We start from the raw sequence: 23227 nt of genomic DNA on the forward strand, positions 1-23227 counted from the left end.
TTGACGGCGAGCGTGGCGGATGCGAGGGCGGCCTCTCCGGACGTCGATGATCCGCTGCTGCGCCCGATCGCGCCGTCCAGCGCCGCGCGCTGGCTGGCGCCGCAGGAGCCGAAGCGGATCCATGGGGATACATTTCTTGTAGGCTTCGGCGGACTCAATGTCGGACTGATCCGCACGGACGCGGGGCTGATCCTGATCGACGGCGCGGTCCCGCAGGGCGTGCCGGCCATCGAGGCCAATATTCGCCGGCTGGGTTTCCAGCTGAAGGACGTCAAGTTCATCCTCAGCACCGAGCCGCACTTCGACCATGCGGGCGGGCTGGCGGCGCTGGCCCGGGACACCGGCGCCACCGTGGTCGCCAGCACGCCGGCCGCGGCGGTCCTGCGCCAGGGGCGCAGCGGGAGCGATGACCCCCAGTACGGCGGCCTCGCCGCCTTCCCGCCTGTCCAGAAGCTCAGGATCATCGGCGACGGTGAAACCCTGCGTCTTGGCCGGACGGTCGTCACCGCGCGCGCGACCCCCGGCCACACCGCCGGCAGCATGAGCTGGACGTGGCGTTCGTGCGAAGGCGGCAAGTGCCTGGACGTGGTCTTCGCGTCGAGCCTCAACCCGGTCTCCGCCGACGGCTACCGCTTTTCCGCCCCGGAGCACGCGGCCGTCGTGACCAGCCTCCGTCAGACGTTCCAGGTCGTTCGCGCCTTGCCCTGCGACCTTCTGCTGACGGCCCATCCCGACCAGTCGGGCGGCGACGCCAAGTTCAAGCGATATCTGAGCGCGCCCAGCCCGAACCCCTTCGTCGTCCCGGGGGCCTGCCAAGCCTATGCGGGCAAGTACGAGGGTGTGCTGGCGAAACGCCTGGCCAGCGAGGCTGGAGGGTGAGGGGGCGCTAGGCCACCGCCTTCAGCGCTTCGCCCAGTTCCTCGACCATGTCCGGCGTCGTCGCCCACGAGCACATGAACCGCGCCGTGCCGTCGAGGAACCGGTAGACGAACCAGCCCCTGGCCTGCAGCCGGGCCAGCGCCGCATCGTCCATGTCGACGAACAGGCCGTTGGCCTCGACCGGGTGGCGCAGCGGGAAGGGCATCAGGGCCGCCAGCTTGCGCGCCATGGCGTTGGCGTGGGCCGCCCGCGCCGCCCAGGGGCCGCCGTCGTTCCCCTCGCCCAGCAGGCCCAGCCACGGGGCGGCCAGGAACCGGCCCTTGGAGACCAGCTGGCCGGCGTGCTTGAGCCTGGCGTCCAGGCGGCGGCCGAGGTCCTTGTCGAGGAACACCACGGCCTCGGTCGGGGTCGAGCCGGCCTTGGTCCCGCCGATCACCAGGATGTCGACGCCGATCCTGGCCACCGACTTGAGGTCGAACCCCGCCGCCACGGCGTTGGCCAGCCGGGCGCCGTCCAGGTGGACGCCGTAGCCCTTGGCCTTCACCGGGGCGATCAGGGCGGCCAGGTCGCCCTCGCCATAGACCGTGCCGTACTCGGTGGCGTTGGTCAGCGACAGGGCCGTGGCCGGTTGGCGGTAGGAGACGTCGGGTTCGGCCAGCGCCGCCTCGAGGCCCGACAGCGCGATCTTGCCCGAGGCGCCGGGAAGGCCGATCAGGCCCACGCCCTGGCCGAAGAAGCCGGGGGCGCCGGTCTCGTCGGTGCGGATGTGGGCGTGCTCGTGGGCCAGCACCGCCTCGTGCGGCCGGGCCAGGCAGGTCAGGGCGAAGGCGTTTGCGGCCGTACCCGAGGCCGTGAACCGCACCTCGGCGTCTGCGTCCAGCAGGGCGCGGATGCGGTCGGCGGCCAGGGCGCTGACATGGTCGGTCCCGTAGCCCGAGGCGGTCCCGGCATTGGCGGCGACCAGCGCCTCCATCACTTCCGGCATGGCGCCGGCGACGTTGTCGGAGGCGAAGTCGTAGCGTGCGGTCATGGTCGGGGCGGGTTCTCGGGGAAGGCGGGGCGGCCGGGGTCGATCGGATGCCACGGCGGGGCGTCGTTCGTCCAGAGATGGACGCCCGGTTCCAGGGCCGAGGGGTCGTCGAAGCTGCCGACCTTGACCGGCAGGAAGGGCAGGTCGCCCCGCGACCACAACGGCGTGCCGCAGTCGCCGCAGAAGTTGCGGGTCACGTCGGCCCCGCTGCCACCCGGCCGTACATAGGTCTTGGGCTGGCCCCGGGTGACCTTGAAGCCCGGCGTCGGAACCAGGGCCACGTAGTTGGGGCCGCCGCCGGTCGAGTACTGGCACGAGCGGCAATGGCAGGCCCCGGACCCCATCAGGTCCAGGCTAACCTCGTAGCGGATGGCGCCGCACTGGCAGCCGCCTTCGAGCTTGGTCATGACGTTTCCCGCGATACAGGGGCTCAGCGGCCCCATTGCCGGACATCCTGCACGAACCGGCCCGGCGGGGCCACCGCCGCGCGGCTGGCTCACTGCCTGACGAACGGGATGTTGCGCGCTCCGTTCGCCCAGGCGGCGAAACCGCTGATCTGTCCGCTTTCCGTGCGCGCGAAGACGAAGGTGGTCGTACCCCGCAGGCGCGTGGTGAACCCGTCGGCGAAGCGCGGCTGCAGGCGCCATTCGACCGCGAAGGGCTGGCGCATGGCCAGGGCGTCGCCCTGCCGGACCACGGTGATCCGGGTGTCGAGTTCGGCGCTGTAATAGGTCCCGACATAGGCGGCGAGCGCGGCGGGGTCGCTGCTGGCGGGCTGCACGGCGACAAATTTACGGCTCGTCCCGCCGTGGCTCACGGTGAGCTCGGCCGGGGCCTGGTCGGTCCGAACGAACCGCACGCCGTCGCCGTCGGCGCGCTGGAAGCGTTCCCCGCCCAGCGGCGTCAGCAACTGGGCCGCGCCCTGGGTGAGGGTCAGCTGGCCGTTGGCGACCTGCGTCTGGACCAGCTCGCCGCTGATGGGGTCGCGGAACAGGCCCTGATACGGCGAGAGGTCGGCGATCGCCATCTGGGCCGCCGCGACAGCGCGGGGCGCCGATACGGCGGAAGCGGCCTTGGCCCGGCCGGTCGCGAGAAGCGCCTGCTGGGCGACGTCCTCGCCCAGCGAGACCGGATCGATCCCGCCGTTGTTGCAGAGCACGACGACCGAAATCCCCTGCTCGGGATAGCGCCCCAGCCAGGTCTTGTAGCCGCCGGTGGAGCCGCTGTGCGACACCAGTCGTCGGCCGTGGTCGGGGGTGAGCTCCAGGCCCATGCCGTATTCGAGCGGCGCGCCGCCCTTCAGGCGGCCCGGGGTTTCCAGCGCCGCCACCAGGGCCGGGCCGCCGGGCAGGTCGGACGGCTTGTCGAGAAAGGCGTTCCAGCGCAGCAGGTCGCCGACCGTGGTCAGCAGGCCGCCATTTCCGTAGACGTTGGTGAACGGCATGCTGGCGATGAAGCCGGTGTCGGTCGGGGCGTAGGCCGTCGCCCGACCTGGAACCACCGTGCGGAAGTCTTCCCGCCAGCGTGTCTGGCCCATGCCCAGCGGCCGGAACAGGCGCTGGTCGGTGAACGCCTGCAGACCCTGGCCGCTGACCCGCTCGACGATCGTCGCCGCCAGGACGTAGTTGGTGTTGGTGTAGAGAAATTCCGTACCCGGAACGAAGTTCAGGCCCTTCTGGCGCGACGCCAGGTCGAGGATCGTGGCCTGGCCGTGCACCTGGGTTCCCGGCGGATCGCCGGCCAGGGCCAGCAGGCTCCATTGCTCGCGCAGGCCGCTGGTGTGGTTGAGCAGGTTGCGGATGGTGATCGGCGTCCCGAAGTCCGGCATTTCGGGCAGGTAGCGCCGGATGTCGTCGTCCAGGGCCAGCTTGCCATCCTGGACCAGCAGCTGCATGGCGGCGGCGGTGAACTGCTTGGCCAGCGAGCCGCTCTCGAAGACGGTCCGCGCGGTGATCGGCTCCGGATGCTCCAGGTCGGCCAGGCCATAGGTCCTGATCAGCGGCGGCGCGCCCGCCATCGCCAGGCCCGCCGCGCATCCGGGACCGGTGGGGGCGATGGATCCAAAGAGCCTATCGAGATCTGGCGCGGGCTTGGCGACCTGCGCGAAGGCCCCAGTGGGGGCGGTGGCGGGGACGGTGGCCAGCAGCAGGCAGCCGAGGACCGCGGCCTTGGCCAGTTTGGGGCGATGCGAGGCGTGGTCGAGGCAAGTCGGCAAGCTGAAACTCCGCTGTCGGACAGATCGTTCCGCCAGCGTGCGCAGCGTGAGATGTCCCCCAGGCAGCAGCTACGGTGGGGCGCTTCCTCGGGTCAAATTACCTTTCGGACAGACGCGTCCCGCCCCCATTCGCGCACGTCGTCGACGAACAACCCGGGCTCTTCCATCGCCGCGAAGTGGCCGCCGCGCGGCGGGTCGGTCCAGCGGACGATGTTGTAGGCCCGGTCGGCCCAGGAGCGCGGCGGCGGGGCGTAGATCGGCTCGCCCGGGAAGGCGGCGAAGGCGGTGGGTGTCTCGCAGCGCTGGCCCTCGGCGAGCACGACGCCGCCCTCCTCGATCAGGCCGCGATAGTACCAGGCCCCGGTCGTGAAGCTGCCGGTCATCACATAGATCATGATGTTGGTCAGCAGCTGGTCGCGGGTGAACACCTGGTCGAACGGCTTGCTTCGCAGGTCGGCCCAGTCGTGGAAGCGCTCCAGGATCCAGGCGGCCTGGCCGACCGGGTTATTGGCCCCCAGCCAGGCCACCGACTGCGGCTTGCTGGCCTGCAGCCGGAAATAGGCGCCCATCAGGTCCATCATGCCGCCGAACTGGGTGAGCCAGGCGACCTCCTCGGCGTTTTGCGGCGGGCCCGGCGGGCGCAAGCCGAACATGTTGAGGTGGATGGCCTGGACGTGCTCGCCGTGGTCGAGGCCCAGCCACGAGGTGACCAGCCCGCCCCAGTCGCCGCCCTGGGCCAGGTAGCGGTCATAGCCCAGCACCTGGGTCATCAAGGTGTTGAACAGCCGCGCGGTGCTGCGCTGGCCGATCGGCCGGGCCGGCTTGGAGGAGAAGCCGAAGCCCGGCAGCGACGGGATCACCAGGTCGAAGGCGTCGGCCGGGTCGCCGCCGAACTTCGAGGGAAAGGCCAGGGGCTCGATCGCCGCCCAGAACTCGTAGTGGCTGCCCGGCCAGCCGTGGCTGAGCAGCAGCGGCCGCCTGCCCTGGGCTTCCCCGACCACGTGGACGAAGTGCAGGTCGAAGTCCTCGACCCGGGCGGTGAACTGCGGGAAGCGGTTGAGGTCGGCCACGGCGGCGGCGACGTCGTAACCGTCCGTCCAATAGGCGCAGATGGCCTTCAGGAAATCGGCGTCGCAGCCATAGGTCCAGCCGCCGCCCTCGGGCGCGGGCGGGAAGTCGTAGGCGCGGACCTGGTTCAGCACCTTGCCGATCGCCGCCTGGCTCCAAGCTACCTCGAAGGGTTTGCGCATCACGTCCTCCCGTCTGGTTTTCAGGAGAATGCAGAGGGTGACGCGAGGGTGGTCAATCCCCTCCTTTTTTTCGTCATTCCGGCCATAGAGCGTGCGCGCGGTCGCCGACACGGGCTTCTCCGAAGACCTATCCATGGACTCCCTGAGAGCGGCGCCTGATAACTCGCCCCAGGGTTTGAGGCCATCCAATGAAAACGTTCGCGCGCGCCATCGCCGTCGTCGTCCTGGCCTGCGGCGTCTTGGCAACCGCCCATCACGTCCTGGCGGCCCAGCCGGCCTACGAAGTCGCCTTCGCGAGCTTCGCGCCGGTCAACAGCGACATCTTCATCGCCGACGCCGACGGAAGCCATGCGACGGCCTTCCTCCCCGACGCGGAACTCGACTCCAACGCCAGTTTTTCAAGCGATGGGAAGTGGGTCCTCTTCACGTCCCGGCGGGCGGGAAGCTCGGACATCTACCGCGCCCATCTCGACGGCTCCGGACTGGAGCGCCTGGTGGCCTCGCCCGCCTATGACGACCAGGCCGCCCTGTCGCCGGACGGACGGTCGCTGGCCTTCGTCTCCAGCCGTGGCGGGCAAGCCGATATCTGGATCCTGGACCTCGCCAACAAGGCGCTGCGCAACCTGACCCACGATCCGGCGGGCGACTTCCGCCCCTCCTGGTCGCCGGACGGACGGTGGCTGGCCTTCTCATCGGATCGGGTTTCCAAGCATCCTCGGATTCCCGAGGGTGACTTCACGGTCCGGCACTCGACGGAAATCTACGTCGTCAAGGCCGACGGCACGGAACTGCGCCGCGTCACCCGCGACGGCCAGTTCGCCGGCAGTCCCACCTGGTCGCCCGACGGCTCGAAACTCGCCTTCTACGCGGCCACCCTCCCGGAGGTGCGCAACATCACCGCCGCGCGGCGCCTGCGCGGCGTCACCCAGATCGAGACCGTCGACCTGGGAACCGGCGCGAGCCAGGTCCTGACCTCGGGGGGCGGCGAGAAATGGTCGCCGCATTGGCTGTCGTCCGACAAGATCGGCTATGTCAGCGGCGGGCCCGAAGGCGGCGTCGAGGCGACGGCGGGACCCGCCGGCGTCCGGGGCGAGTTCAACGGGCCGAGCTGGTCGCCGGATGGCCGGCACATGCTGTTCCATCGCGAGGTCGATCCCAGCTGGCCCCCGGATCGCCGCTGGGTTTCCCTCGATCCCAGGTTCGGCCTGAGGCGGGTGGGGATCTTCCCTTCCTACTCGCCCGCCGGAGATCGCCGGGTCAGCAACGACAAGACCGCCGGCATCCTGCACAACAGCGTCCTGATGATGAACGCCGACGGATCGGGCGCTTCCGTCCTGTTCGGCGACGCCGAGAAGAGCGCGCTGGCCCCCAGCTGGTCGCGTCAGGGCGATCGGATCGCGTTCGGGCTGGGCCAGTTCTTTCAGACCATCAAGGGACCCGCTCAGGCCGATATCGCGGTGATCGACGCCCAGGGCGGCGGCCTGAAGCTGCTCACGAAAGGGACGGGGAACTTCGGTTTCCCGGACTGGTCCGGCGACGGCCGCCACCTCGTCTATCGCCAGGCTGGGGCCGCCAACGCGCTGGACGTCGTCGAGGTGGATACCGGGAACTCCCACGTTCTCGTGGCCGGCCCGGCGCACTACAATTTTCCCACCTGGTCGCCCACCGACGATGTCATCGCCTTCACCGCCGACATCGATGGCGACTACGAGATCTATTCGATCCGCGCCGACGGCTCGCAGTTGAAGCGCCTGACCCGTTCGCCCGGCAACGACGCCCACAACGCCTGGTCGCCCGACGGTAAATGGATCGCCTTCGCCAGCGCGCGCGGTGGTTTCAAGGACGAGGCCCTGCTTCACCCGGCCAACCCGCAGCCCTATGGCGAGATCTACGTCATGCGGGCCGATGGCTCGGAGGCGCACGCCCTCACCGACGAGCCCTTCGAGAAGGGTACGCCGACCTGGGCGCCGACGAGAAGGACCGCCGGACGCCGGTAGCGGCCAGGAGCCCAGACTGGGTCTAGGTCGCCGCTCCAAGAAACCGCGCCCGCACCTTCGGCCACAGCATGTTGACCGCCAGGCCCGTCAACACCAGCGCCGCGGCCAGCAGCTTCCAGCCCGGCAGGCTCTCGTGCAGCAGGATGGCCGAAGCGCCCATGCCGAACACCGGCACCAGCAGGGCCATCGGCGTCACGGTCGCGGCCGGGTGGCGGGCCAGCAGCCAGCCCCAGGCGGCATAGCCGAACATGGTGTTGCCCACCGCCTGCCAGGCCACGGCGGCCCAGGTCAGGGCGTCGGCATGGCGCACGCCCGCGACCATGGCCGGCCAGCCCTCCAGCCACAGCGACATCGCAAACAGCGGCGGGATCGAGAACAGGCTGGCCCAGACCACATAGGCCAGCATGTTCACCGTCCCGGCCTGGCGGGCGACGATGTTGCCGCCGGCCCAGCTGGCGGCGGCCAGCAGGATCAGCAGCACGCCCAGCGGCGTCGCCGCCCCGCCGCCGTGGGCGGCGATCAGCACGATGCCCGAGGCGGCCAGCAGCAGGGCGACGATCTGGAAGCCGCGCACCTTCTCGCCGCTGATCTTCATGGCCATGCCGATGGTGAAGAACACCTGGGTCTGCACCACCAGCGAGGCCAGGCCCGGCGAGATGTGGCCCTTCATGGCCACGAACAGCAGTCCGAACTGCCCCGCCCCGATCAGCACGCCATAGGCCGCCAGGTTGGTCCACGGAACCTTCGGCCGCTTGACCAGGAACACCATCGGCAGCAGCACCAGGGTGAAGCGCAGGGTGGCGAACAGCAGCGGCGGCAGGTGGTCCAGCGCCACCCGGATGACCACGAAATTGGCGCCCCACACCGCCACCACGGCCAGCGCCAGCAGGAAGTGGCGCAGGGGCAGGGGAGCGTCGGTCATGGCGAAGGATCCACGGAAGCTAGACTGCCCCGGACTTGAACCCTGTTTCAGTCCGCCGCAAGGCCAAGGCCGCGCGACAGGGCCGAAATGGCCGTCATCCGCAGCTTTTCCGGGTCGATCGACGGCGACAGCTTGCCCGACAGCTGCAGCATCAGGCTGCCGTGCAGGATGGTCCAGAACAGGTGGCCGATCAGCTCGGCGTCGCCGCTCATCTGGCCGGCGGCGATCATCGCCTCGACATGGGCGGTCATGGTCCGACGGGCCCGGACGACCGCGGCCGTCAGTTCGGGATAGGCCTTCTCGGTCGGCTGGGTCAGGTCGAACATCAGCCGGTAGGCCTGGGGCTGGCCCAGGGCGAAGGCGACATAGGCCTGGCCGGCGTGGCGCGAGCGGGCGACCGGGTCGCCGGGCGCGGCCAGGGCCGCCTCGATGGCCTCGGCGAACCGGGTGAAGGCGGCGGCGCGCACGGCGGCGAGGATGGCGTCCTTGTCGGCGAAGTAGCGGTAGGGGGTCATCGGGCTGACCCCCAGGGCCTGGGCCAGCTGGCGCATGGTCACGGCGTCCGGCCCGTGCTCGGCGAACAGCCCCTCGGCCGCGGCGCACAGCCGGCGGCGGAAGTCTTCGACATCGGTGGAGGAGAGAACGCGGGGCAGGTGGGCGAATCCCGGTTGACGGCAATCTTCTCTTACAGCATAAATTTACAACGTAAATCAAACGAAGCCATTGGGCTCGAAACGTGGCCATTAGGCCACGAAACGTGGGAGGTCCGTCATGGACGGCGAGGTTCGCATCAATCCCTATCTGGCCGGCAATTTCGCGCCGGTGCGCAGCGAGGACGATTTCGAGCTCAAGGTCGAAGGCGTCCTGCCGCCGGGCCTGTCGGGCGTACTCTACCGCAACGGCCCCAACCCGCAGTTCGAGCCGCGCGACGGCAACTACCATTGGTTCGTCGGCGACGGCATGATCCACGCCTTCACGGTGGGCGAGGGCAAGCTGAGCTATCGCAACCGCTGGGTCCGCACGCCCAAGTGGGAAGCCGAGCACGCCGCCGGCCACGCCCTGTGGGGCAGCTGGGGCAACCCGATGACCACCGACCCGTCGGTGCTGGGCAAGGTCGACAGCGCGGTGGCCAACACCAACATCGTCCACCACGCCGGCCGGCTGATGGCCCTGGTGGAGTCCGCCGCGCCCTTCGCCATCAGCGAACACGGCCTGGACCCGCGCGGCTTCGTCGACTTCGGCGGCAAGGTCACCGCCCATCCCAAGACCGATCCGCTGACCGGCGAGATGGTGTTCTTCGCCTATGCCGACGATCCCATGCCGCTGTCCAACAAGGTCAGCTGGGGCGTGATCGACGCGGATGGCAAGCTGGTCAAGCGCGAGACCTTCGAGGCGCCCTACTGTTCGATGATCCACGACTTCGCGGTGACCCGCGAGCATGTGCTGATCCCGGTCCTGCCCCTGACCGGCAGCCTGCCGCGGGCGATGAGCGGCGGCCCGGTGTTCGCCTGGGAGCCCGACAAACAGGGCCAGGTGGCGGTGATGCGCCGCGACGAGGGCGTGGCCGGCCTGCGCTGGTTCGACGCCCCGCCCGGCTACGTCTTCCATGTGATGAACGCTTTCGAGCGGGACGGGGCGGTGGTCGCCGACGTCATGCGCTACGCTTCGGCCCCCTTGTTCCCGCGCGCCGACGGCGCGCGGGGTGAGAACGCGGCGGCCTATCTGGTGCGCTGGACCTTCGACCTGGCGGCCGGAACCGTGACCGAGACGCCGCTCGACGACCTGGCCGGCGAGTTCCCGCGCTTCGACGAGCGCCTGGCCGGGCTGCCCTACCGCCATGGCTGGTTCGTCGGCCAGACGGTCAAGCCGGGCGACTTCCGGGCCAATGTCCTGGCCCATATCGACCTGGAGACCGGCGCCCGCGCGACCTTCGTCCTGCCGGAGGGCGACGCGATCTCCGAGGCCGTCTTCACCCCCGCGTCTCCCGACGCGCCGGAGGGCGAGGGCTGGCTGACGGCGGTGATCTATCGCGGCGCCGAGGACATCAGCGAATTCGCGGTGTTCGACGCCCAGGACGTCGCGGCCGGGCCGGTGGCCTCGGCGCGACTGCCTCGGCGGGTGCCGTTCGGGTTCCATGGCAACTGGGTGAACGGATAAGAATTCAAACGAACGTTTGACGTCTTGTTGCGAAACGCGGTTAGCTTGGCGCGGCGCTAGAGGAGCAACGACCATGGCCAGCTGGGATCTGTTGATCGACAAGAGCGACCTGCGGCGGGCCAGCATCGCGCCCGCCGTCCTTTCGGACCTCGGCGAAGGCCAGGCGCGGCTGGCGATCGAACGTTTCGCCCTGACCGCCAACAACATCACCTACGCGGTGTTCGGACAGGCCATGCGCTACTGGGACTTCTTCCCGGCGGTCGAGGGGCAAGGCCGGGTCCCGGTCTGGGGCTACGCGACGGTCGAGGCCTCGAACCATCCCGACCTGGCTGTCGGCCAGCGCTTCTACGGCTACTATCCGATGTCGACCCACCTGACGGTGACGCCGCGCAAGACGCGCGGCGGCTTCGCCGACGTCGCGCCGCACCGGGTCGATCTGCCGCCGGTCTACAACCAGTACCAGCTGGCCGAGCCCGCGCGGCTGGACGACCATCAGGCGCTGCTGCGGCCGCTGTTCATCACCGGCTTCCTGATCGAGGACTTTCTCGATGAGAACGACCTGTTCGGGGCCCGCTCGGTGCTGCTGACCAGCGCCTCGTCGAAGACCGCGATCAGCCTGGCCTTCCAGCTCAAGCAGCGCGGCAAGGCGCGGGTGGTCGGCCTGACCTCGCCGCGCAACGCCGCCTTCGTCGAGGCCTTGGGCTATTACGATCAGGTCGTGACCTATGACGCCGTTCCCACGGCGCCGATCGAGAAACCGGTGGTGGTCGTCGATTTCGCCGGCGACGCGCCGCTGCTGCGCGCCGTGCATGAACGGTTCGGCGACGCCCTGGCCTATTCCTGCCTGGTCGGCGGCACCCATTGGGAGGCCGAGCGCGGCGGTGGCGACCTGCCGGGCCCCAAGCCGATCTTCTTCTTCGCCCCCGACCGCATCCGCAAGCGCGCCGCCGACTGGGGGCCGGGCGGACTGGACGAACGCCACGACGCGGCCTGGGCGCCGTTCGTCGCCGACGCGCCGAGGTGGATGACGGTCGCGCACGGCGTCGGGGCATCGGCCATCGCCGAGGTCTACCAGGCGGTTCTGGAAGGCCGGGCCGGGCCGGAAGAGGGGCATATCCTGACGCCGTGACCCTCTCCCAATGGGAGAGGGAGGGGCCCGCCGCGCAGCGGTGGGAGGGTGAGGGGTTTAGACGTCAGACGGCGTGCAGGCAGGGCGCTGGGAGAAAACGGTGAGGGCGTCACCCCTCACCCTCCCAAGCTTTGCTTGGGCCCCTCCCTCTCCCCTCCGGGAGAGGGTCTCTACACGCCACTGTTCAACCGCTACTTCGCCAGATCCGCCGGCGTCGTCGGCTGCGAGATCACCGCTTCCATCCTTGCCCACCGCGCGTCCTGCGACGGCCCGGCCCGTTCGACATGGGCGCGGACCATGTCCTGGCCCAGGCCGTAATTGATGACGTAGCTGCGGTAGGTGTCGACGAACCTCATCCGCTGCTCGGCGCGGGCCTGGGTCATCAGGCCGTACTTGCGCTGCAGGGCCACGGCCTGGGCGCGGTCGACGCGGCCGGCCAGGTAGTCGTCGGCGATGGTGTATTCGGCCCCGGCCAGCTGGGCCTTGGCGGTGTTGAAGGCGTCGTAGGCGTCGGCGGTCGCTGGATCCAGCCCGGCCAGCGGGTAGAGCTTCTCGCGCTCGAACTTCAACTTCTCGGCCCCGGGGAAGGCCAGGCCGATGCCGTAATTGGCGCTGCCCTCGGCGATCAGCGACTGCGGCGAGAACAGCGGATAGACGCTGAACTCCACCCAGCCCTTGTCCTTGGTCAGCTTCTCTTCCAGCAGGGCGTTGAGCACGTGGTGGCCGGGATAGCCCTCGTGGCAGCCCAGGTCCAAGGCGCGGCTGATATAGACCGGCAGGCTGGTGTTGATCTGGATCAGGCTGTGGGCCTGGCCCTTGTACCAGTTGTAGCCGCTCCACGGCTTGTCGGTGACGAACTCCATGTCGAAGCGCTCGCCCTTGGGCAGGGCGATGTGGGCCTGCGTGGCGGCCTTGCAGGCGGCGATGGCGGCGCGCATCACCGGCTCCAGCTTGTCGGCCGGGATCACGTATCGGGCCTGGAAGGCGTCGACCCGGGCGGCCAGGTCGCCGTCGCCCGGCAGCAGGGTCTCGATGCGAGCCAGGACGGGATCGTAGCTGGCCAGGGGCTGCAGCGCCGGTCGCACGCCGAACAGGCCCTCGGCCTCGTCCTGGAAGCTGAACTTCTGGCCTGACAGCATGGCCAGCCGGGTCTGGGCGGCTTTCAGCTGGCCGGCCAGGAAGGCCTTGCGGCGGACCTGGTCCGGCGGCAACGCCAGGTCGTCCACGCCGGCCACGGCGGCGGCCAGGCGGTCGGCCTCGGCGCGCAGGGCGGGCACGTCGCGTGGCGCGGCCTTGGCGGCCTTGGCCAGGGCCTCGGGGCCGTAATAGGCGTCGACATAGCCCGGCTCGCGCTCCCCGGCCTCCAGGGTCAGGCGCACGAAGTCCTTGGCGATGACGTTCAGCTTGCCGGCTTCAGGCAGCTGGGAGCCTTCGGGCGCGGCGAGGGCCGGGGCGGCGAGCAGGGCGACGGCGGCGGCCAGGCCGGCCAGGCGGAGGGTCATCGGGGGCGCCTCGGATCAATGAGCCGCGCACGCTGCCTTGAGCGGAGGCCGGCGGCAAGTGATCTGATTTTCGCTGTCATCCCGGACGAGCGCGCAGCGCGAAGATCCGGGACCGACGCGTGAACGCCGCGCTTCCGGCGGTCCCGGATAACGGCTGCGCCGTTTCCGGGATGACAGTCGTTTTTGGGCCGCTACCCCCGCGCCGCGACCGCCAGCCCCGGGAAGTCGCTGAACAGCCCGTCCACCCCGGCCGCGTACAGCGCCTTGAACACCGCGCCGACCTCGCCCGGCTGGGCCAGGTAGTCGGCGGCCGTGGCGTCGCCCCGGCGGAGGGCGGTCGGCAGGAAGTAGTTCTCGGCCCGCACCGTCCAGGGGTGGACGACCAGGCCGGCGGCATGGGCGTCCTTCACCAGCGACGTGGTCGGCAGCAGGTTGTCGGCGCCCTGCGGGACGATCTGGGTCTTTTCCGGACCCAGGCCGTCGGCGTAGAGCGCCAGGTCCTTCAGGCCGGCGGCGCTGCAGATCTGCGCATAGGTCACGCCCGGCAGGTCGGCCGGGCCGCCCTCGCCGGCGGTCAGCTGCACCAGCCGGGCCTTGGTCTTGCCGCGCAGGGTCTTCAGCGGCGTGACCTCGAAGCACTGGACGAAGACCGGGGCGGCGGCCGAATCCAGGCCATGGGCCTTCAGGCGGGCGACCAGGCGGTCCTCCAGGGACAGGCCGATCGAGGCGAAGTAGCTGGGATGCTTCATCTCGGGATAGACGCCGATCGTCCGGCCCGAGCGCTGGCCGCCCGCCTTGGCGATGGCCACCACCTCGTCGAAGGTCAGCAGCTGGGCCTGGCCGTCGTACTTCGTGTTGGCCGGACGCAGCTTCGGCAGGCGTTCGCGGGCCCGCAGAGTCTTGATCTCGGCCAGGGTGAAGTCTTCCGTGAACCAGCCGGTCAGGCTCTGGCCGTCGATGGTCTTGGTGGCCTTGCGGTCGGCGAATTCCGGACGGGACGCCACGTCGGTGGTGCCGCCGATCTCGTTCTCGTGCCGGACGATCAGGTGACCGTCCTTGGTCGGCACCAGGTCGGGCTCGATGAAGTCGCAGCCCTGGTCGATGGCCAGGTCGTAGGCCAGGGCGGTGTGTTCGGGACGCAGGCCCGAGGCTCCCCGGTGGGCGATGACGATCGGCTTCCGGGAAGCAGCGGCGAAGCTCATGGCGGGCAGCAGGGTCCCGGCCAGGGCGGCGGTGGTCAAGGCGCGTCGGGTCAGCAGGGTCATGGCCGCCATCTAGCGCGCCGATGTGACGGTTTGACCAGCGTCCCCGTGCTCCAGCGGGCCCGCGCGCGGAAGGCGTCTTGTCGAGCCCTAGCCCCTGGACGAGCGTTCCATGATGGCGCGAAGGCCCTGGGCCTTCTGCGGCAGGTCCGAGGCCAGGCGCGAGGCCATCTCGCGCACCCCGACCGCATAGGCCTCGCCGCCGTCGGCGATCTCCTGGGCTCGCCGGGCCAGGCTTTCCAGATCGCGCTCCATGGCCTCGATCTGTTCGCGGGCCAACGTCCGGGCCTCGTGTTGCAGGCGCTGGACGCGCTGGCTGATGGTCTCTGGATCGCGGCTGAGATTATAGACCTCGGCCGTTCCGGCGCCCGTGTCGGGCGCTACGGTCAGATGTGGCCCACTCATGGTCCTGGTGGCTCCTGTGGCGACGTTCGACGGGCGCTGGCCCTCGGGAATAGAAGGCGCCCAAAAGCTCGGATGTTCCCGGAGTTTTCGCGTCCGCCGAACGATCGGTGAAGCCCTGTGGCGCGGAGGTCACGGAAAGCTACCCGATATGGGGTAGGTCCCCTGAAGTCGTTCCCCCATATGGACTATGGGCGCCCCGCGGACGTCCTCCGCCGCGAAGGCCTATCGCGCCGCCTGGGTCTTCGTCGCCGACTCGCAGGGCCCCTGATAGGTGCTGACCGCCCGCATGTGCATGGTCTGTTTGCGCCCGAAGGCCGACAGGGTCAGGGCCAGGTCGGTGGTGGCGGTGGTGGTGAAATCGCCGCTGACCGCGCCGGCCAGGTCGTACTTGATCCCGTCCTTCTCGCAGACCTGGTCCAGGTGGAAACCGTCGGCGGTGCGGGTCAGGATGGGCTGGCCGCAGGGCGTGGCCTTGCGGGCCGCCTCGGCGCCGGGGTCGTAGCCTTCGCCGACGCACTGGACGGAGCTTTCCTCGCCGGCCGGGGTCTTGGCGACGGTCTTCCATGAGCCCGGTTTCAGGGTGCGGGGACCGCCGGCCGCGGCGGCGGCGTCCGCCGGACCGGCCGGAGCCTCTGAAGCCGGCGGCGCGCTGGCGCGGTCGTCGGCGCGGGAGCAGGCCGCCAGGCCGACTACGGCCGCGAGGGCCAGGATCGCGGCCGGGCGGAGGAGACGAAGAGGCATCGGTAAACTCCGTCGGCGGATGACGCTTACATAAGACCCAATACCCCGCGATCGTTGCGTGGTTAAGGGCTTCGTGACGTCAGCCCGGATAGACCGCCATGGCCGGCGCGTGGCCGGCGGCCGGCGGGACCGGCGCGGCGGCCGGAGCTTGCTGCGCCGGCGCGGGGCGCTGGAATCTCAGGCTGCGACCCTGGAACTGGGCGCCGGTCTCCATGGCCAGCTGCTCGTGGGTGATGTCGCCGTCGACCACGGCCGTGCCGTAGAGGCGCACCTGCTTGGCCGAGACCGCGCCGGTCACCCGGCCGTGGATCTCGATGACCTGGGCGTGGATCGCGCCCTCGACCCGGGCGTTGGGGCCCAGCACCAGCTTGCCGACCCGGACCTCGCCCTGCAGCACGCAGTCCAGGTGCAGCTCGCCGTCGCCGGCCACGTCGCCCTTGATGGCCACGCCCTGGGCGATGATCGAGGCCGGCTTGGGGCGCGGCGGCGGCGCGGGGGCGACCGAGGCCGGCGCGGGCGCCATCTGGGCCAGCGGCGTGAAGGCCGGGGCGGGGACGGTGTCTTTCTTCTTGGCGAACATGGCGGCGGCCTCGTGTCGAAATGGTGCGTTGTCGGTGAAGCTTAGCAAGAAGGGGGCCGTGGAGGCGGGTCCTCCCCCACAGGGGGAGGACTCGTGGCATGAAGGGTCCCCAATCCCGCGAGTCCTCTCATGGCCGAAACTCTCGAACAGCTGATCGACCGCCTGCGCCAGGTGGAAGCCGAGGTCGAGGCCGCCTTCGCCGCGCGGGCAGCCACCCACGCCGTGGAGCACGAGGTCGACCGCGACCCGGCCGGCCAGCCCTGTTTCAAGGCCGACGCCCTGCGCCGCCAGAAGGCCCACCGCAAGGGCCTGGGATTGACCCGCGTGCCGTGGCCCACCCTGGTGACCATGCCGCTGATCTACGGCATGGCCCTGCCGTTGATGATCCTCGACCTCAGCGTCAGCCTGTACCAGCTGGGCTGCTTCACCGCCTGGCGCATCCAGCGGGTGCGAAGAGCCGACTACGTTGTCATCGACCGCCACCGGCTGGGCTATCTGAACCTGGTCCAGAAGCTCAACTGCGTGTTCTGCGGCTACGGCAACGGGGTGATCGCCTACGCCCGCGAGATCACCGCCCGCACCGAGCAGTACTGGTGCCCGATCAAGCACGCCCTCAAGGTCAAGGGCAGCCACGAGCGCTACGCCGACTTCCAGGCCTATGGCGACGCCGAGGGCTATGTGAAGAGCTCGGGCGCCTATCGCGAACGGCTGAAGCGGGGGGAGTAGGGCGGCGGCGGGCCTCGAAGGACGCACCGCGCCCCCTCTTCCCTTCCCGGAAAAACCCGGCGACAGTCCGGCCGCCGAAACCAGCGAGGGAACGCCGCCATGTGTGACGATGACATCCATCCGGGGCTGATCGTCGACCCCACCCTCTCGCGCCGCGGCTTCGGCCTGATGGCCGCCGCCGTCGTCGGCGTGGCCGGTGGCGCCGCCCACGCGGCCGCCGCCGTGGTCGAGACCGACGTCGACATCAAGACCCCCGACGGGACCGCCGACGCCGCCCTCTACCATCCGCAGGGCAAGGGCCCCTGGCCGGCCGTGCTGATCTGGCCCGACGTCGTCAGCCTGCGCCCGGCCTTCCGCGAGATGGGCCGCCGCCTGGCCTCGGCCGGCTACGTGGTGCTGGTCCCCAACCTCTATTACCGCGGCAAGCGGGCCCCGGTGGTCGATAGCGGCTTCAACTACGCCGTGCCCGAGGACCGCGCCAAGCTGACCGCCCTGCGCGCCACCGTCACCCCCGAGGGCACGGTCCGCGACGCCGTCGCCTACCTCGCCTTCCTAGACGCCCAGCCCCAGACCGACCGCAAGAAGAAGGCCGGCGTCCAGGGCTATTGCATGGGCGGCCCGCTGGCCGTCCGCACCGCCGCCGCCGTCCCCGGCCGCATCGCCGCCGTCGCCAGCTTCCACGGCGGCGGCCTGGTCACCGACCAGCCCGACAGCCCGCACCTGCTGCTGCCCAAGACCAAGGCCGAATACCTGATCTGCGTCGCCGACAACGACGACCAGAAGGACCCGGCCGGCAAGGACAAGCTCAAGGCCGCCCTCGACGCCGCCCATCGCCCCGCCAAGGTCGAGGTCTATACGGGCGCCGCCCATGGTTGGACCGTCAAGGGCAACGAGGTCTACAACGAGGCCGCCGCCGAGAAGGCCTGGGCCGAGCTGCTGGCGCTGTACAGGCGGGCGCTGGTTTAGGGAGCGGCGCTTTCATCTCACGACGAGACGACCGCCGGTCTGGGCACGAGGTCTCGTTGGAGTTGCTGAAGCCCAGTGTCGATAAGCTTCAAGGCTTCGGCGTAGGATTGGGCGGCGGCATTGAAGGCCTCCCTATCCTTGGGAACGCGAAGGCGGACGTTTCGCAGCTTCTCGGGCTTTATGCGATTGTGCGAGGCCGAGGTGCCGGAGGCCATGCTCTCAAGCTGTTGCTGAGCATGCGGATCCCGGAGGAGGAGGCAAAGCCCCGAAGCCGTGAAACCGCTCTTCGCTCTTAGGATCTCGAACTCGGTCGATACGATTGTCGGTGCTCCAAGGTCCGGTACGATCGCGATGCGCGGAATGCGTGGATTGATTTTCGAGATAACCACCTCACCCGCCTCCGCGGGTGTGCCTGGCGTGATCGGCTGGTAGTTTTTGATGGACGGGTAGTCCCACACGCCCTCGCTGACGGCATGCAGAATGCTGATGTAGCGGCTGCCTTCCATATAGCGTTGGGTTTTCCGAGCGCTGCCGACGAAGTCCGCGGCGTCACTCAGGGTGACATAGTCGAAAGCCTCATCCTCATCTTGGGTCGAGAGCGAGAATTGCTTCACGTCCCAGTCAGCGAGCCTGGAAAAGTCTATCGTTCCCGCCACCATGAGCGGGGCCGTGGAAAGAGTTCGGACCGCCCCGCGCGAGCTTATCGACGTTGCGGTCTCCAGGGCGGCGGTAAGTTGGTTGGCGCCCTCGACCTTTTTGAAGGCGGCTCCTTTGCGGCGGATAACCTCGAAGCCCAGGTCATCGATGTCCGCGCCAATAAAGTTTGACGAGTTGGTCTGTGTTTTCCTTAGCACCAGGATGGCGGTCTTGGTTCGCGTGCCGGCCTGGGCGAAGGTGACGGGCGGCAGATGATAGATCCCCAAGACTTCGCACTTCTGGCTCAGATACTGGCGCGTCAACGCCGCCACGCCGGCGCCGCCGATGACGCCATCGGGCACGACCACCAGAAGGAGCCCGCCATCCTTGAGCAGCGTCATGTAGCGCTCGATGAACAGGAATTCGGAATCAATCGGCTTTCTGATGTTGCGGGTCGAGGCGAAGAACGGCAGCGAGGCCTTGCTATGCTGAGCCAGCCAGGCGGTCTCGAACCGTGCGCCGAATGGAGGATTGGTGAGGATCAGGTCCACGGTTCCGTCGTATTTCGAGATCCATGCGCCATCCTCGAGCGAGTTGCCCAAGCCCAGGTGAAGGTTGTCGATGCCCGCGCACTTCGCGCTCATGTGCGCGATCCGGAGCATGCGCCGAACCTTGTCCTGGCCGATGAGCAGAGGCCTCGCCCCATCGCGCGCCAGGCGGCTCTTTTCGAACTCGGTTAGAAATGAAGCGACCCCGCAAGACGGGTCGGCGACAATCAGGGGCGTCGCGGAAGCGGGGCGTTGTTCGACGTAATGGTTCGCGAGTTCGACCATGAAGTTTGTGACTTCAGGGGGGGTCATGTACTGCGCGTCTTCGGTGTTGCTGCGGAAGTTCTCGCGGACGAAATGACCGAAGGCTTCGTTCAGCAGGTCGTAACCGAAGGACGCGGGGTCGGAGGCGCTGGCGGCGATCTCGCGCGACGCGTCGAGATAGAGTTTGAAGAGCGCCTCCCGTTCCTCGGCGATGCGCAGGTGGCTGTTGGGTTCGAAAATCGAACCCCCGGCGTCCAGGTGAAATTCGGGACGGTTCTTAATGGTCTCGAAGGCGTCACGCGCGGCGTCACGCGTTTCGATGTCGCCAATCAGGCCGTTGTTCGCGCACAGGACGAGGGCGGTGAGTTTGACGAGTTCGTCGAGTTTGGCGTTGGAATCTTCGATCGCCCCGAACGTGTGGAACTGTTCCCGGGCCTCTGCTAGCGCTTTGAAGAAGCGCGCTTGATTTGCGGCTTGCTCGGCCTCTAAAAACACACGCACGCTCCATGGTAACGATTGAGCGCCATTCTGATAGACATCGAAATGGGCGTCAATGGAGCGTGGACCGCTTTTGGGTGGCGAGATTCGATATCCACATGTCCGACCCTCTTGTCCGAATCGGGAATGAAATTCGCCAGCTTAGGTTGGAGCGAGGCCTGTCTCAGGAGGCTATGGCCGAACTGGCGTCGCTCAGTCGCGCCTACTATGGCCGGATCGAACGGGGCGATACGGATTTTTCACTGAGTACTTTGATGAAATTGGGCGCGGCGCTTGGGATGGCGACTTCCGATATTCTAAAAAGGGTCGGGATTTAGTGGATAAAATATCTGAGGCGCTTTATCTTTTAAGCCGTCATAGAGAGTCATTTTTCGAAATCCGTGACATTGCTGAGAAATATTCTCACCCTGTTCCTATGGATACCAGGGCGTGGTCTCAGATACTTGTCAGTATTCTCACGGATGTGCCCGGCCTTGGCAGAAAAAAGGGAGCCGATCTTGCGGATGGATCGGACGTAAAGGCGGCCAATACCTGGGAATCCATCGATAAGGTGCGGTTCAATGGTGTTCTGAAGGCGGGAACCCAGGCCGCGGTATCGGGTTCGATGGCCTCATTGGACAAGATGCCTCATCTCTTTTTCGTCTTGTGGGACCAACCGGCTGACCGCGAAGCGCATAGATGCCGGGTTTGGGCGGTCAGAACGCGGCATGATGTGCACTTCAGAGAAATGAGTAAGAAGTGGTTTGAGAAGAATAAGGCGGGAGAGGTTGGTGACAATTTTCAACTTCATCCGCCGCTTGGAAAAGACAGCAATCGATTCGCGAACAGATGTGGAAATCTTCTTTATCCATTGCTGTTTTGTGCGGAGAAGGTGATGGGCGAAAAATCATACAAGCTCGTCAAATATGATGAAGACGTGCTGAAAAACGGCGCGTGTCAGCCGGATTAGTCGAATCTGAACGTCGGACCTCGAAGCGGCGCACCTGTTCCGTAGTCGGTCGGGCAGGGTTGTTGACACGCACATGTGCGTGTCTCCGTTCAGACAACTCCCCCAGAGGGAAGCGGCGCTACAACCGCGCCTTCCGGAACGCCTCGGCCTGCTCCGCCCGCAACTCCTTGCGCACCCGGGCTGGCATCGACTTGTCGACCGCCTCGCCGGCCCCGGTCAGGGCCTCGTTGGCGAATTCCAGGTCCATCAGCTTCATGCGCTTGATCTCGTCGCGCAGGCGGGCGGCGGTCTCGAATTCGAGGTTGGAGGCGGCCTCGCGCATCCGGGCCTCGAGGTCCTTGAGGGCCGACTTGAAGTTGTCGCCGGTGAACGGCTTGTCGGCGCCCTCGCCCAGCCCGCCGATCGGCACCGTCACCCGGTCGCCGCGCTCGTAGGGCGAGTTCATGATGTCCTTGATGTCGCGGCGGACGCTCTCGGGGGTGATGCCGTGTTCGAGGTTGTAGGCGTGCTGCTTCTCGCGGCGGCGCTCGGTCTCGCCCATCGCCCGCTCCATCGAGCCGGTGATGCGGTCGGCATAGAGGATGACCTTGCCGTCGAGGTTGCGCGCTGCCCGGCCTATCGTCTGGATCAGGCTGGTCTCCGAGCGCAGGAAGCCTTCCTTGTCGGCGTCGAGGATGGCCACCAGGCCGCATTCGGGGATGTCGAGGCCCTCGCGCAGCAGGTTGATGCCGACCAGCACGTCGAACTTGCCCAGCCGCAGGTCGCGGATGATCTCGATGCGCTCCATGGTGTCGACGTCGGAGTGCATGTAGCGCACGCCGATGCCCTGCTCGTTCATGTACTCGGTCAGGTCCTCGGCCATCTTCTTGGTCAGGACGGTGACCAGGGTGCGGTAGCCCTTGGCCGAGGTCTGGCGGATCTCGTCGATGACGTCGTCGACCTGCGAGGCGCCGTCCTTGCTGACCGGGCGGACCTCGACCGGCGGGTCGATCAGGCCGGTGGGGCGGATCACCTGCTCGGCGAACACGCCGCCGGAGCGCTCCAACTCCCACTTGGCCGGGGTGGCGCTGACATGCACCGACTGCGGCCGCATGGCGTCCCACTCCTCGAACTTGAGCGGGCGGTTGTCCAGGGCGCTGGGCAGGCGGAAGCCGTACTCGGCCAGGGTCCATTTGCGGCTGCGGTCACCCTTGTACATGGCGCCGATCTGCGGGACCGTCTGGTGGCTCTCGTCGGTGAACAGCAGAGCATTGTCGGGGATGTATTCGAAGAAGGTCGGCGGCGGCTCGCCGGCCTTGCGGCCCGAGAGGTAGCGGCTGTAGTTCTCGATGCCCGCGCAGGAGCCGGTGGTCTCGATCATTTCCAGGTCGAAGGTGGTGCGCTGCTCCAGGCGCTGAGCCTCCAGCAGCTTGCCGTTGGCCACCAGCCAGTCGAGGCGTTCCTTCAGTTCCTGCCGTATACTGATGATCGCCTGGCGCAGGGTCGGGCGCGGCGTCACGTGGTGGCTGTTGGCATAGACCTTGATCGACGGCAGGTCGCCGGTCTTCTTGCCGGTCAGCGGATCGAATTCGGCGATGCTCTCGACCTCGTCGCCGAACAGGCTGACGCGCCAGGCGCGGTCCTCGTAGTGGGCGGGGAAGATCTCGATGGTGTCGCCGCGGCGGCGGAACGTGCCGCGCTCGAAGGCGGCGTCGTTGCGCTTGTACTGCTGGGCGACCAGGTCGGCCATCATCTGCTTTTCGTTGATGACCTGGCCGACCTCGAGGCTGAAGGTCATGGCCGTGTAGGTCTCGACCGAGCCGATGCCGTAGATGCACGAGACCGAGGCCACCACGATGACGTCGTCGCGCTCGAGGATCGCCCGCGTCGCCGAGTGGCGCATGCGGTCGATCTGCTCGTTGATCGACGAGTCCTTCTCGATATAGGTGTCGGTGCGCGGGACGTAGGCCTCGGGCTGGTAGTAGTCGTAATAGCTGACGAAATACTCGACCGCGTTGTCGGGGAAGAAGCTCTTGAACTCGCTGTAGAGCTGGGCGGCCAGGGTCTTGTTCGGGGCCAGGATCAGGGCCGGGCGCTGGGTGGCCTCGATGACCTTGGCCATGGTGAAGGTCTTGCCCGAGCCGGTGACGCCCAGCAGCACCTGGTCGTTTTCCTTGCCGTCCAGCCCGGCCACCAACTCGGCGATGGCGGTCGGCTGGTCGCCGGCCGGTTCATAGTCGCTGACCAGCTTGAAGCGGCGGCCGCCCTCGGACTTCTCCGGGCGCGCGGGACGGTGTGGCTGCCACAGCGCCGGCGTGGGGACGCCTTCCATCTCCAGGGCGGTGGCATGGATGAAGGGCGCGGAGACGTCGGAAACGCCGCCCAGGTTTTCCGGGGGGGGGGCGATCGTGGGGGAGCGGGCCATGTCCCCGAAGGTAAGGGCTGGCGGGCCCGGCGGCTAGAGGGGGTGCTGACAGCCGGTGTCAGCAGACTGGCGGCAGGTGGCGGGAGGCTGACTCGATCGCCACAGGATTTTCCCAAAGATCAACTTGCGGTCGCGGTTACGGTGAAGCTAGATTAGATGTGTAATTT

The 23227-nt window shown here is 68.2% G+C and carries 21 protein-coding genes and 1 pseudogene; 9 read left to right on the forward strand and 13 right to left on the reverse strand.

Annotated features, from left to right (window positions below):
• Positions 1–12 precede the first annotated feature (12 nt).
• Entirely contained in the window at positions 13–879 is an 867-nt protein-coding gene (bla, locus tag ASD79_RS03210) for a subclass B3 metallo-beta-lactamase (protein WP_200952270.1), read from the forward strand.
• Positions 880–886: 7 nt separating this feature from the next.
• Here the strand turns inward: bla and ASD79_RS03215 are convergent, their stop codons facing one another.
• The 4 genes from ASD79_RS03215 to ASD79_RS03230 all read right to left on the reverse strand — a co-directional run bounded on the left by ASD79_RS03215 (position 887) and on the right by ASD79_RS03230 (position 5374).
• Positions 887–1909, reverse strand: coding sequence for a beta-eliminating lyase-related protein (locus ASD79_RS03215; protein ID WP_056719587.1), 1023 nt, complete (start codon positions 1907–1909; stop codon positions 887–889).
• The gene (locus ASD79_RS03220) at positions 1906–2316 is read right to left on the reverse strand and encodes a GFA family protein (protein WP_056719588.1); all 411 of its coding nucleotides are present in this window, start codon (positions 2314–2316) and stop codon (positions 1906–1908) included. The genes ASD79_RS03215 and ASD79_RS03220 overlap by 4 nt, the downstream gene beginning before the upstream one ends.
• An 89-nt stretch (positions 2317–2405) precedes the next feature.
• Complete coding sequence (locus ASD79_RS03225) at positions 2406–4124, reverse strand: serine hydrolase (protein ID WP_056719589.1); 1719 nt, start codon at positions 4122–4124, stop codon at positions 2406–2408.
• Positions 4125–4216: 92 nt separating this feature from the next.
• Positions 4217–5374, reverse strand: coding sequence for an epoxide hydrolase family protein (locus ASD79_RS03230; RefSeq protein ID WP_056719590.1), 1158 nt, complete (start codon positions 5372–5374; stop codon positions 4217–4219).
• A 188-nt stretch (positions 5375–5562) separates the two neighbouring features.
• Between ASD79_RS03230 and ASD79_RS03235 the strand changes: the two genes are divergently transcribed.
• Positions 5563–7371: a PD40 domain-containing protein gene (locus tag ASD79_RS03235; RefSeq protein ID WP_056719591.1), complete on the forward strand. Its 1809-nt coding sequence runs from the start codon at positions 5563–5565 to the stop codon at positions 7369–7371.
• Between the two features lie 22 nt (positions 7372–7393).
• Here the strand turns inward: ASD79_RS03235 and ASD79_RS03240 are convergent, their stop codons facing one another.
• Positions 7394–8293: an EamA family transporter gene (locus ASD79_RS03240; RefSeq protein ID WP_056719592.1), complete on the reverse strand. Its 900-nt coding sequence runs from the start codon at positions 8291–8293 to the stop codon at positions 7394–7396.
• Positions 8294–8340: 47 nt separating this feature from the next.
• Positions 8341–8991, reverse strand: a complete 651-nt coding sequence (locus ASD79_RS03245) for a TetR/AcrR family transcriptional regulator (RefSeq protein WP_368664856.1) — start codon at positions 8989–8991, stop codon at positions 8341–8343.
• A 73-nt stretch (positions 8992–9064) separates the two neighbouring features.
• Here ASD79_RS03245 and ASD79_RS03250 point away from each other — a divergent pair, with 73 nt between their 5' ends.
• From ASD79_RS03250 to ASD79_RS24860, 3 genes and pseudogenes are all read left to right on the forward strand, one after another.
• On the forward strand, positions 9065–10450 hold the full coding sequence (locus tag ASD79_RS03250; RefSeq protein WP_056719594.1) for a carotenoid oxygenase family protein: 1386 nt from the start codon (positions 9065–9067) through the stop codon (positions 10448–10450).
• 73 nt (positions 10451–10523) lie between these two features.
• Positions 10524–11579, forward strand: a complete 1056-nt coding sequence (locus ASD79_RS03255) for a DUF2855 family protein (RefSeq protein WP_056719595.1) — start codon at positions 10524–10526, stop codon at positions 11577–11579.
• A pseudogene (locus tag ASD79_RS24860) lies at positions 11580–11660 on the forward strand (hypothetical protein); the annotation flags it as partial.
• A gap of 110 nt (positions 11661–11770) precedes the next feature.
• Here ASD79_RS24860 and ASD79_RS03260 read toward each other — a convergent pair.
• The 5 genes from ASD79_RS03260 to ASD79_RS03280 form a co-directional block, all read right to left on the reverse strand.
• A complete protein-coding gene (locus tag ASD79_RS03260; RefSeq protein WP_056719596.1) occupies positions 11771–13081 on the reverse strand; it encodes a hypothetical protein in 1311 nt (436 codons plus the stop codon).
• Positions 13082–13272: 191 nt separating this feature from the next.
• Positions 13273–14355 (reverse strand): glycerophosphodiester phosphodiesterase, encoded by a 1083-nt coding sequence (locus ASD79_RS03265; RefSeq protein ID WP_082584781.1) that lies wholly within the window; start codon positions 14353–14355, stop codon positions 13273–13275.
• A gap of 78 nt (positions 14356–14433) precedes the next feature.
• Positions 14434–14748 (reverse strand): hypothetical protein, encoded by a 315-nt coding sequence (locus tag ASD79_RS03270; protein WP_056719597.1) that lies wholly within the window; start codon positions 14746–14748, stop codon positions 14434–14436.
• Between the two features lie 222 nt (positions 14749–14970).
• On the reverse strand, positions 14971–15489 hold the full coding sequence (locus tag ASD79_RS03275; RefSeq protein ID WP_056719598.1) for a hypothetical protein: 519 nt from the start codon (positions 15487–15489) through the stop codon (positions 14971–14973).
• Between the two features lie 79 nt (positions 15490–15568).
• Positions 15569–16069, reverse strand: a complete 501-nt coding sequence (locus ASD79_RS03280; RefSeq protein ID WP_056719599.1) for a polymer-forming cytoskeletal protein — start codon at positions 16067–16069, stop codon at positions 15569–15571.
• Positions 16070–16198: 129 nt separating this feature from the next.
• On the opposite strand from ASD79_RS03280, the gene ASD79_RS03285 reads away from it, so the two are divergent.
• Together ASD79_RS03285 and ASD79_RS03290 are read left to right on the forward strand one after the other, a co-directional pair.
• Positions 16199–16795 (forward strand): hypothetical protein, encoded by a 597-nt coding sequence (locus ASD79_RS03285; protein ID WP_056719600.1) that lies wholly within the window; start codon positions 16199–16201, stop codon positions 16793–16795.
• A gap of 99 nt (positions 16796–16894) precedes the next feature.
• Entirely contained in the window at positions 16895–17761 is an 867-nt protein-coding gene (locus tag ASD79_RS03290; protein WP_056719601.1) for a dienelactone hydrolase family protein, read from the forward strand.
• Positions 17762–17778: 17 nt separating this feature from the next.
• Here ASD79_RS03290 and ASD79_RS03295 read toward each other — a convergent pair whose 3' ends face one another.
• Positions 17779–19704: an N-6 DNA methylase gene (locus ASD79_RS03295; protein WP_056719602.1), complete on the reverse strand. Its 1926-nt coding sequence runs from the start codon at positions 19702–19704 to the stop codon at positions 17779–17781.
• Between the two features lie 101 nt (positions 19705–19805).
• On the opposite strand from ASD79_RS03295, the gene ASD79_RS03300 reads away from it, so the two are divergent.
• Positions 19806–20024 (forward strand): helix-turn-helix domain-containing protein, encoded by a 219-nt coding sequence (locus ASD79_RS03300; RefSeq protein WP_056719873.1) that lies wholly within the window; start codon positions 19806–19808, stop codon positions 20022–20024.
• Entirely contained in the window at positions 20024–20656 is a 633-nt protein-coding gene (locus tag ASD79_RS23100) for a MamI family restriction endonuclease (RefSeq protein WP_156400336.1), read from the forward strand. Before ASD79_RS03300 ends, ASD79_RS23100 begins: the two co-directional genes overlap by 1 nt.
• 118 nt (positions 20657–20774) lie before the next feature.
• On the opposite strand, the gene uvrB is transcribed toward ASD79_RS23100, so the two are convergent.
• Positions 20775–23060, reverse strand: coding sequence for an excinuclease ABC subunit UvrB (gene uvrB / locus ASD79_RS03305; protein WP_056719603.1), 2286 nt, complete (start codon positions 23058–23060; stop codon positions 20775–20777).
• Between the last annotated feature and the right edge of the window lie 167 nt (positions 23061–23227).

The organism is Caulobacter sp. Root655 (assembly GCF_001427665.1).
Lineage (GTDB): Bacteria > Pseudomonadota > Alphaproteobacteria > Caulobacterales > Caulobacteraceae > Caulobacter.